The sequence below is a fragment of the Duganella sp. GW821-FHT07G03 genome, from assembly GCF_059418605.1.
Genome location: NZ_JBWKQE010000038.1, coordinates 20,550 through 30,647, shown reverse-complemented (window position 1 = coordinate 30,647; position 10,098 = coordinate 20,550). Strand labels below are relative to the sequence as shown.

The 10,098-nt window shown below is 68.9% G+C and carries 7 protein-coding genes; 2 read left to right on the top strand and 5 right to left on the bottom strand.

Annotation, left to right across the window (positions count from 1 at the left end; all coding sequences use genetic code 11):
• Window positions 1-115 precede the first annotated feature (115 nt).
• On the top strand, window positions 116-799 hold the full coding sequence (locus AC07OK_RS29785) for a hypothetical protein (protein WP_494693662.1): 684 nt from the start codon (window positions 116-118) through the stop codon (window positions 797-799).
• A gap of 6 nt (window positions 800-805) precedes the next feature.
• Here AC07OK_RS29785 and AC07OK_RS29780 read toward each other — a convergent pair whose 3' ends face one another.
• The 4 genes from AC07OK_RS29780 to AC07OK_RS29765 all read right to left on the bottom strand — a co-directional run bounded on the left by AC07OK_RS29780 (window position 806) and on the right by AC07OK_RS29765 (window position 6,353).
• Complete coding sequence (locus AC07OK_RS29780) at window positions 806-1,726, bottom strand: SAM hydrolase/SAM-dependent halogenase family protein (protein ID WP_494693661.1); 921 nt, start codon at window positions 1,724-1,726, stop codon at window positions 806-808.
• A gap of 12 nt (window positions 1,727-1,738) precedes the next feature.
• Window positions 1,739-4,234: a TonB-dependent receptor plug domain-containing protein gene (locus tag AC07OK_RS29775; RefSeq protein ID WP_494693660.1), complete on the bottom strand. Its 2,496-nt coding sequence runs from the start codon at window positions 4,232-4,234 to the stop codon at window positions 1,739-1,741.
• Between the two features lie 93 nt (window positions 4,235-4,327).
• On the bottom strand, window positions 4,328-5,128 hold the full coding sequence (locus AC07OK_RS29770) for a LytR/AlgR family response regulator transcription factor (protein WP_494693659.1): 801 nt from the start codon (window positions 5,126-5,128) through the stop codon (window positions 4,328-4,330).
• Window positions 5,115-6,353 carry a sensor histidine kinase gene (locus AC07OK_RS29765; RefSeq protein WP_494693658.1) on the bottom strand — a complete coding sequence of 413 codons (1,239 nt, stop codon included), beginning with the start codon at window positions 6,351-6,353 and terminating at the stop codon, window positions 5,115-5,117. Before AC07OK_RS29765 ends, AC07OK_RS29770 begins: the two co-directional genes overlap by 14 nt.
• 96 nt (window positions 6,354-6,449) lie before the next feature.
• On the opposite strand from AC07OK_RS29765, the gene AC07OK_RS29760 reads away from it, so the two are divergent.
• The gene (locus AC07OK_RS29760) at window positions 6,450-8,429 is read left to right on the top strand and encodes a M13-type metalloendopeptidase (RefSeq protein ID WP_494693657.1); all 1,980 of its coding nucleotides are present in this window, start codon (window positions 6,450-6,452) and stop codon (window positions 8,427-8,429) included.
• 4 nt (window positions 8,430-8,433) lie between these two features.
• Here AC07OK_RS29760 and AC07OK_RS29755 read toward each other — a convergent pair whose 3' ends face one another.
• Window positions 8,434-9,939 carry a DUF3369 domain-containing protein gene (locus AC07OK_RS29755; protein WP_494693656.1) on the bottom strand — a complete coding sequence of 502 codons (1,506 nt, stop codon included), beginning with the start codon at window positions 9,937-9,939 and terminating at the stop codon, window positions 8,434-8,436.
• Between the last annotated feature and the right edge of the window lie 159 nt (window positions 9,940-10,098).

Sequence of the window (10,098 nt, the reverse complement as noted above, 5' to 3'; positions counted from 1 at the left end):
ATCGACACGCTGCTACCGTTTCCAAACTCTACGCAGAACTAGCCTTGTGTGGAAGGTGGAGCGGCTGGACGCTTACGCAGCGCTTAGTAAAAACCGATTTTAGGGAGCCCCCACCATGTCCAGGTATAGCCTCCAATTCCCGATCCGTGTACCCGACGATGTGCTGGTCGAGCTGGGCGAATTCACAGGTAATTTCTGGTCGGATTCCCTGGCCCAGGAACCCTTCGTCATCGAGGCAATTCGCAACTACATCAAGCCCGCGCCGCCGGTCGCGCAGCAGCCCGCTACGGCGTCCGAGGCGGGATACCAATGGAAGCAGGTCTTCCTTCCCGAGGGTACAAGGCTGCGCGCCAGCTTCGAACGCCAGCCCTATTTCGCCACGGTAGTGGGTGCGGAAATCAAATACGAAGGGCATGCGGTATCGCCGTCTTGCTTTGCAAACCTGTACGGCAGTGGCAACCGTAACGCATGGAGAACCGTGTGGTTGCGCCTTCCCGGCAGTGACGAATGGCTGCTGGCCGATGTCTGCCGCTCGGCGCGGAAAGCGGCGATAGCGCGTTTGCACGGGGATGGCGCGCAGGCAGACAGCCCGCGTTCGCAGGCGCCAGAGCGACTACCGCAAGGTCAGGACCAGCAGCCGCCGACGGCGCGCCAATTCGTGCCGCGCCAAACCGAAATCCGCTCACCCAGCGTCTCAGCAGCGCCGCAAGGCAATGGTGCTCAGCACAAGTCCAGCTCTGGACGAAGCGCCCGCCGCAGGAAGCGCCGTGCGGCGAAACAATCTTCCGGAAATCCGTGAAGAACCTTATTTTGCGGCGGCCTTGCTGATCTCGACTTCCCAGTCCACGCCGGAATCGATGTGGTGCTGCTTGGCGTAGTTGCCCTGGCTGACGGCGAGCCCCACGTCCAGCAGGCTGTTCAGGTAGACCAGCGGTTTGCCCTGGGCGACGCCGCCGAAGGTGTGCTCGAACGGCGCCACCACCTGGTCCACCTGCTTGCCCTTGTGCAGGATGCGCACCTGCACGCGGTCGTGCACGGCTATGCCCAGCTCGTCGAACAGCGCTTTCGGGATGTTGGTCCAGACATTGCCGTACTTGATGTCCAGCACAGGGATGATGCCGCGCACCACCTTGCCCTGGCGGGCCGCCTTCTGGTAAGGGATCTTCACCACCGATGCGCTGTCGAGCACCGGGCCGACTTGCTCGAAGCTGATCGCGCCCGAGGCCAGCCGCGCGCCGACGTAGGCGTAGACGTCGCGGCCGTGGAAGGTGTAGGACTCGCCGGAGCCGGCCAGGCGGTTGACCTTCTCGTCGATCTCGCGCAGCTCGGCCACGCCGTCGCGCTCGGCGATCAAGGTGAACAGGCCGTTGTCGGGGCCGACGAAGTAGCGGCCTTCCTTGGTTTTCAACACCACCGACTTGCGGGTGGTGCCCACGCCCGGATCGACCACGGCCACGAACACGCTGCCTTGCGGCCAGTAGTTGGCGGTCTGGTACAGGCGGTAGGCGCCCAGCCAGATGTCGTAGTCGGGGATGTTGTGGGTCAGGTCGGACACGTTGAGCTTGGGATCGACGCCGAAGGCCACGCCGTGCATGGCGGAGACGGCGCCGTCCGAGGTGCCGAAGTCGGTCAGCAGCACTAAAGCGTTGCTGGCGTGGGCTTGCACGGCCAGCATGGTGCCGAGGCAGGCGGCGGCGAACAGGGTGGAGATGCGGGTGAGCTTCATGGGATCCTCAGGTTAAAAAGTGTAGCGCAGGCGGCCGTAGAAATATGCGCCGTTGACGCCGATCGGGTTGATGAAGTTGTACGGCAGCGCGCCGCCGTAGGTGGCGTTGTTGGTCTGGCGCACGCGCTGCGGATAGCGGTCCAGGATGTTGTCGCCGCCGACCGCCAAGGTCAGCTGCTGGTTCAGCTTGAACTGCGCTTCCAGGTCGACCGACCACACCGCGCCGAACGATTGCGCGTGCACACCCTCGTCGAGCGGCGCATCCTGGTCGTACGAGAAATCCTTCAGCGCGCCGAAGCGGGTGGCGCGCGCCAGCAGGCTCCAGCGCGCGGCCTGCCAGTCGGCGCTCAGCACCAGCTTGCTCGTCGGCGAGGCGTGGCGGATGCGGAACAGGCTGGCGTCGGTCAGCAAGGTCAGCGACGGATCGATGCTGGCCAATGCGGCCGAGCCTTGCCGCACGTGGTCGAGGCGGGTCCGGTTCAGGTTGAGCGCGGCGTTCAGGTCCAGCTTGCCGCCGGCGAAGGGCAGGTCGTGGTTCAGCACCGCGTCCAGGCCGGTGGTGCTGGTGTCGAGCAGATTGGCCAGGTAGGCCACCGACTGGATGTCGCCGCGGCCGATGCCGGCCAGATACGCGGTGGCGGCGTCGCTTTGCAGGTCGCTGGTGCGGGTGATGCGGTCGCGGATCTTGATGCGGTAGGCGTCCAGCGTGAAGCTGGTGTTGCGCTGCGGCCGCCACGCCAGGCCCAGCGACAGGTTGGTCGATTTCTCCGGCTTCAGCGCCTCGGCGCCGAAGCTGCGCGCCAGCGGATCGCTGGCCGGCAGCAGCGAAGCGGTCTGCAGGCCGCTGCCGTCGCTGTTGAAGTTGAGCGTGGAGAAGCGGAAGCCGGTCTGTACCAGCGCCGGCGCGCGGAAGCTGTTGGAGAGCGAGCCGCGCAGCAGGAAGGACTCGCTCAGCTTGTAGCGCGCGGACAGCTTGCCGGTGCTGGCGCTGCCGAAGTCGCTGTAGTGCGAGTAGCGGGCGGCCGCGCCCAGCAGCAGGCGGCTGGTGACGTCGCTTTCGAGGTCGGCGTACACCGAGCGTATCGAGCGGCTGCCGTCGAAGGTGTCCTGCGGGCGCAAGCCGGGGCCGGCCTGCGCGCCCGGCGGCGCGTCGACGATGGGGCCGGCCGCGTAGGAAGCGGCGTCGCCCGGCGAGCTGCGGTAGGTCTCGTGCATGGCCTCGGCGCCCAGCGCCAGGTTGACGGGGCTGCCCAGGCCCAGGTCGAGTTCGCGCGTGAGGTCGGCGTTCAAGGCGTTCTGGCGGAAGTCGAAGCCGGCCAGGTGGAAGCTGGTCGGGCTCTGCGCGCCCAGCGAGGCGTTGGCCGAATGATCGAGGTCGTAGCGGAACAGGTTGCCGCCGTGGCGGGCGCTCAGGTCCCAGTTCCAGCCGGCGGCGGCGAAGCGCGCGCCGGCCACGACGCTGGTGTCGCTCATGTCACCCTTGGTCACCGGACGGTAGCCGGTCGGGTACAGCGCCGGCACGTTGGACGGATCGCCCGGATAGCGGAAATAGGCGCTGCCGTCGGACTTGCGCTGGTTGACCGTGGCGAAGGAATAGGCGTCGACGCCGATGCCGTTCACCAGCGGCAGCGGCAGCAGGGCGTTGTAGAACAGGTAGTTGTTGTTCTGGTGCGAGTCGCCGGACTTGAACACCACCTTGCCGTCCAGCGCCAGGTCGGCCGGGGTGGCATTCCACGAAGTCCAGCCGGCGTCGCTGAAGCCGGCGCGCTGGGTCGGCGCGCGGCTGCGGCTGTCGAAGCCGAAACGCAGGAAGCCGGCGTCGCCCAGCGGCACGCCGTAGTCGGCGCTGGCGGTCTTGGTCTGGCCGTCGGTCTTGGTCTCGTTGGTGGGTTTGAATTCGCTGTGGTTGGCGCCGTAGCCGAGCGAGGCCGAGCCGCCGCTGCGGGCGTTCTTCAGCACGATGTTGATGACGCCGGCCACGGCGTCGCTGCCGTACTGGGCGCCGGCGCCGTCGCGCAGGATTTCAATGTGGTCGATGGCGCCGGGCGGGATGGCGTTGACGTCGACCGGCACCGTGCCGGCGAAGCTGCTCTCGGTGTCGAGCACGGCGCTGGTGTGGCGGCGCTTGCCGTTGATCAGCACCAGCACCTGGTCCGGCGCCAGGCCGCGCAGCTGGATGCCGCGCACCGAGTCCGAGGCGCCGCTCGATTCGATGCGCGGGAAGTTGATCGACGGCGCCAGGTTCTGCAGGGCCGCCCCCAGTTCGCCGCTGGACAGGGCGTGCTCCACCTCGCGCTGGCCGAAGCGGTCGATCGGCACGGCGCTGTCGTACACGGTGCGGTTGCGCGCGCGCGAGCCGACCACGGTGACCTGGTCGATGGCGGCGTCGGCGGCTGGTGCTTGCTGCGCCTGCCCCTCGGGCAAGGCGGCCAGCAGCAGCGCGCAGGCGAGCACGCTGCGGCGCAAAGGCAAGTGGGAGAGGGCGTGCGTGCGGGCGGGCTGGTGCATCGTGGATTCCTTGCGTGGTCTGGACCGGACTACGATCTTAATGGCAATGAATTCATTTTAACAACAATCGATTGCCAATATGCTTATGCGTCTTCAGCCGCAATGGGCGCGCAATTGCTGCACATAGCGTTCGCTGACGGCCACCTGGTCGCCGCAGCGCAGCGTCAGCAGATAGCTGCCGTCGCCGACCACGGCCAGCGATTGCAGCTGGTCGATACGCACCACCGTGCAGCGGTGCACCCGCGCGTACACCTGCGGATCGAGGCGCTCGGCCAGCCGGCCCAGCGCCATGCGGTGCAGGACGGTGCGGCCGGCCGTATGCAGCTCGACGTAGTTGTCGGCGCTGCCGATCCACCACACATCGTCGAGCGCGATGCATTCGAGCTGGCCGACCGAGCGCACCGTCAGCTGCCGCAGGTAGCGCGGTTGGCCGGCGTCGCCGGCGTCCAGGCAGGCCTGCACCGCGCGCGCGTACGGGCCGCGCTGGCGCAGCGCCAGCAGTTGCGCGGCGCGCGCCAGCGCCTGGCCGAGGCGGCGCTCGCTGCACGGCTTGAGCAGATAGTCGAGCGCGTGCACGTCGAACGCCTCGATCGCGTGGCGGTCGTAGGCCGTCACGAACAGCACCAGCGGCGGCTCCGGCTGGCGGCACAGCTCGCGCGCCAGCGCCAGGCCCGATTCGCCGGGCATCTGTATGTCCAGCAGCAGCACGTCGACCGCGGTGGCGGCCAGCACGCTGCGCGCCTGGCGCGCGTTGGCGCATTCGCCGACCAGCCGCCAGCCGGGCTGCGCGGCCAGCGCGTGGCGCAGGTTGGCGCGCGCGCCGTCCTCGTCGTCGACGATCAGCGCGCGCAATGATTGCGGCTCGGGTGGCTCGGGCGGCTCAGGCGGGTGCATGGTCGGGCATGCGCAGGTGGACTTCAAAGCGGTCGCCGGCCACGCCGGCCCGGATGGTGGCGGCGGCGCCGTAGGCCAGGCGCAGGCGGTCGGCGATGTTGCGCAAGCCGAGGCCGGCGCCCGGGTTGACGGCCGCGCCGGCGTGCATGCGGTTGCTGATCGCGATGGCGACGTGGCCGTCGGCGCGGGTGAAGGCGAGGTGGATGTCGCTGCCGTGGTCATGCAGGTCGAGGTCGTGGCGCAGCGCGTTTTCCACCAGCGGCTGCAGCAGCAGCGGCGGACAGTCGCAGCCCAGCAGGCCGGCGTCGACGCCGCTGATGCGCAGCTGCAGGCGGGCGCCGTAGCGCAGCCGCTGCAGGTCCAGGTAGTCCCGCACGAAGCGCAGCTCGTCGTCGAAGCCCACCCACTCGACCTCGCCGGCGTTGAGCGCGTAGCGCAGCAGGTCGCCCAGGCTGTGCAGGCCTTCGAGCGCCACCTGTTTGTCGTCGTCGCGCACCAGGGCGACGATGGCGCCCAGCGCGTTGAACATGAAATGCGGCTCCAGCTGCGCGCGCAGCGCCAGGCCGCGCTGCTGCTCCAGCGCCAGCCGCAGCGCCAGGCTGTCGGCCCGCGCCTGCGCGGCCTCGCGCGCCCGTGCGAGGTTCTGCTGCCAGATCTTCAGCGCCACCACCGCGATGTAGACCGCCGTCACCGACGACACGCGCAGCAGCGACGCCGCCTGGTCGATCGCTCCGATCAGGTCGGCGCCGCCGGCCGCCGCGCCGGCATCCCCGTCCTGCAGGACCAGCCGGGCCAGGAACATCAGCTGCAGCGGCAGGAACAGCAACAGCATCAGGCCGTAGCAGGCGGCGATGCCGGCCGGGCCGGCGATCAGGCGCGGCCAGCGGCTGAAGCAGGTGTACAGCACGAAGCTCAGCGCGGCCAGCATGGTCGAGCCCTTGCACGAGGCGACGAAGATCAGCCAGTAGCTGCCGTGCACGCCGTGCCGCAGGTCGTCGTTGAGCGAGGTCAGCGCGCCCAGCGCGCTGAGCGCGACCCACATCGCGAGGTTCAGGGCCAGGTTGAGCGCGAGGTTGAGCGCGTAGCCCGCCAGCCCGCGCAGCCAGCTAGGGGCGGCGGCAAAGCCGGCAAGGCCGGCCGAAGGGGCGGGTAGGGGAGCGTTCATGGCGGCAAAGTATAGCAGCGCGGCGGCCAGGTCCGGCCGGCCCCGGAGGCCGTTGGCCACAGGGCGCCGGCGTTTCGCCACAAGGGCGGCGGCGGCGCGCGCCGCGCTGGGCATAATCGCCGGCGCTGTCCCCTCCATCACTTCCAAGGATATCGCATGAAACTGCCATTCCCCTCCACCTTGCTGCTGGCGCTGGCCGCCGCCGGCGCGCACGCCGCCAGCCAACCCGGCGACGATTTCTACCGCTACGTCAACGACGGCTGGAGCGCCGCCACCGCGCTGCCCGCCGGCGCCGGCGCCTGGACCGCCTACACCCAGCTGAACGCCGACAACGAGGCGCGCATGGCGGCGCTGTACGCGGCGGCGCAGGACGCCGCCGATCCGGCCGTGCGGCGCGTCGGCGTCTACTACGCGGCGCAGATGGACGCCGCCGGCATCGAGGCGCGCGGCCTGGCGCCGCTGCAGCCGCTGCTGCGCGAGATCGCCGCGCTGGGCGACGCCGGCGCGCTGGCCCGCTTCCTGGGCGCGCGGCTGCGCACCGACGTCGATCCGCTCAACCTGGGCAGGAGCGCCAGCGAAAACCTGTTCGGCCTGTGGGTCGCCCCCGGCCTGCACGACACCACGCATTACATGCCCTACCTGCTGCAGGGCGGCCTGGGGCTGCCGGAGCGCGGCTTCTACCTGGCCGACAACCCCGGCCAGAAAGCGGTGCTGGCGGCCTACCGCGACTACGTGGCCGCCATGCTGGAGCAGGCCGGCTTTGCCGACGCCGCCGCCAGGGCGGCGCGCATCGTCGCGCTGGAAACCCGTATCGCCGCCGCCCAGGCCACGCCGCAGGCGTCGGCCGACCTGGCGCAGGCCGACCAGGTGTGGCGCCGCGACGAATTCGCGGACCAGGCGCCAGGCCTGGACTGGAGCGCGTATTTCGACGCCGCCGGGCTGTCGGCGCAGCAGCGCTTCGGGGTCTGGCAGCCCGGCGCGGTCAGCGGCATCGCGGCGCTGGTGGCCGCCACGCCGCTGGACGTGTGGCGCGACTACCTGAGCTTCCATGCGCTCAACCAGTCGGCGCGGTTCTTACCGAAGGCGCTGGCCGAGCGCTATTTCGCGTTCTACGATCCGCTGTTCCTCGGGCCGGGCGAGCACCTGCCGCGCTGGCGGCACGCGGTCAACCAGACCAACACGGTGGTGCCGGGCGCCGGGCGGCTGTACAGCGAGCGGTATTTCAGCGCGCCGGCGCAGGCCAGGGCGCGCGCGATCGCGGTCAACGTGGCGGCCGCGTTCGACCGCCGCATCGACCAGCTCAGCTGGATGACGCCGGCCGCCCGGGCCGAGGCGCACGCCAAGCTGCGCGCGTTGCGCATCGGCGTCGCCTATCCCGCGCACTGGCGCGGCAGCGACGGATTGGAGCTGCGCGTGGACGACGCGGCCGGCAACGCGCAGCGCGCCGAGGCCTACAACTACCGCTATGAACTGGCCAGGCTGGGGCGTCCGGTCGAGCGCGACGACTGGATACTGGGCGGCGAATTGTTCGGCTATAACCGCATGCCGCTGCAGAATGCGCTGACGATACCGGTGGTGGCGCTGCAGCCGCCGTTCTTCGACGCCGACGGCGACGATGCCGCCAACTACGCCGCGATCGGCGCCAAGATCGGCTATTTCATCAGCCTGACCTTGAACGACAAGGGCAGCCGCTACGACGCGCAAGGCCGCGTGCGCAGCTGGTGGAGCGCGGCCGACAAGGCCGGCTTCGACGCGGCGGCGGCGGGGCTGGCGCCGCAGTACGGCGCGTATCAGGCGCTGCCGGGCGTGGCGCTGAACGGGCAACTGACGCTGGCCTCCAATGTGGCCGACCTGGCCGGCGTGCAGGCCGCCTACGATGCGTGGCGCGCGTCGATGAAGACGCCGCCGGCCGACGGCAAGGCGGCCGACCAGCGCTTCTTCAGCGCGTACGCGCGCAGCCTGCGGGCGCGCTACAGCGAGCCGGCATTGCGTGAGCTGGTGGAGGAAAGTCCGGTGCCGCCGGCGATGTACCGGGCGGCGGCGCTGCGCAACCTGGACGCCTGGCATGCGGCGTACGACGTCGCGCCCGACCAGGGCTGGTACCTGGCGCCGGCGCGGCGGGTGCGTGTGTGGTGAGGGCTTAGTCGGGGAAGCGCTCGTTGATGGCGACCGCCTTGTCGATGTTCTGGCACAGCAGGTCGACATACACCGGGTCGAGGTGATGGCCGGCCACTTCGCGCAGGTGCTCGACCACCTTGTCGATCGGCCAGGCGTCCTTGTAGCAGCGCTTGTGCATCAGCGCGTCGAACACGTCGGCCACGGCGACGATGCGCGCGTACAGGTGGATGTCGTGGCCCTTGAGCCCTTGCGGATAGCCGCTGCCGTCGAATTTTTCGTGGTGCTGGTGGGCGATCACGGCGGCCGCCTTCAGGATGGGGCGCTGCGAGCCGTCCAGGATGGACAGGCCGACGGTCGGGTGCTGCTTCATGATTTCCCACTCGGCCGCGTCGAGCTTGCCCGGCTTGAGCAGCACCGCGTCCGGCGTGGCGATCTTGCCGATGTCGTGCATCGGCGCGGCGTGGCGCAGCACGGCGGTTTCGTCTTCCGGCATGCCGGAGGCCTGGGCCAGCAGGAAGCACACTTCCGACATGCGGCGCACGTGGTTGCCCGCCTCGTTGGAGCGCGATTCGACCACGTCGCCCAGGCGCAGGATCAGCTCGGCCTGGGTGTCGGTGATCTCCTGGGTCAGCAGGATGTTGTCGAAGGCGATGGCGACGCCGGAGCAGAACACTTCCAGCAGCTTGGTGTCGATCTCGGAGATTTCCTCCACCCCCTTGAGGATCAGCAGCGAGGCCTTGCCGCTGCTGTTGGGGAAGTAGCCGATGTAGGTGTCGCCTTCGACGCGCGAGATCTTGTTGCTCTTGGCGGCGTCGAGCTGGGCCAGCACGTCGGGGCTGAGCAGGCTGCCGTCCTCGTCGCCGATCTGGGCCAGGATTTCGTAGTCGTTCTCGCCGCTGATGGCGGTGGCGCCGCGCAGGCGCAGCAGCATGCTGTGCTCCAGGCGCAGCAGCGCCACCACTTGCTGCAGCAGGCCGTTGGCGAAGTCTTTCAGGTTGCGTTGCTGGAAGATGTGGGCCGAGGCGGCGATCACGCGCTCCAGGCCTTCGCGGTAGTTCAGTTGCTGGCGGCGGGCTTCCTCGACCTTCATGATGTCGCGGTAGGCGCGCAGCGCGGCGAAGGTGGTGGTGAACAGCTTGGTGCGGTCGAGCTCGGTCTTTTCCTTGTAGTCGTTGATGTCGTAGTTGACGATCACGCGCTCTTCGGGGGCCTGGCCGGGCTGGCCGGTGCGCAGCACGATGCGGGTGAACTGGTTGTCGAGGTCTTCGCGCATCCAGCGCGCCACTTCCAGGCCGCTGTCTTCCTTCTCCATCACCACGTCGAGGAACACCAGCGCGATGTCGGCCTCGCGCGCCAGCACTTGCTTGGCTTCGGCGCCGCTGTAGGCGTGCACGAAGCTCAGGGCGCGGCCGTCGAGACGGAAGCGGCTCAGCGTCAGTTTTGTGATGTCATGGATGTCCGGTTCGTCGTCGACCAACAGGACTTTCCAGGGCGCTAGCTTAGGCGAGGCAGAAGACAAAAAAGACATAGGGACGAGTTCCGCTAAATGGCACTGCTAAATGAGTTTTTCGATTGTAGTCTTACCCACTGCTCTTAACAACAGGCAACAAAAATTCCTGTTGCTTTGCACAACACTCCCGAGGCGTTCCGGGCGCTCTGATTGTACGGCGCGTTGGACCGCGACGGC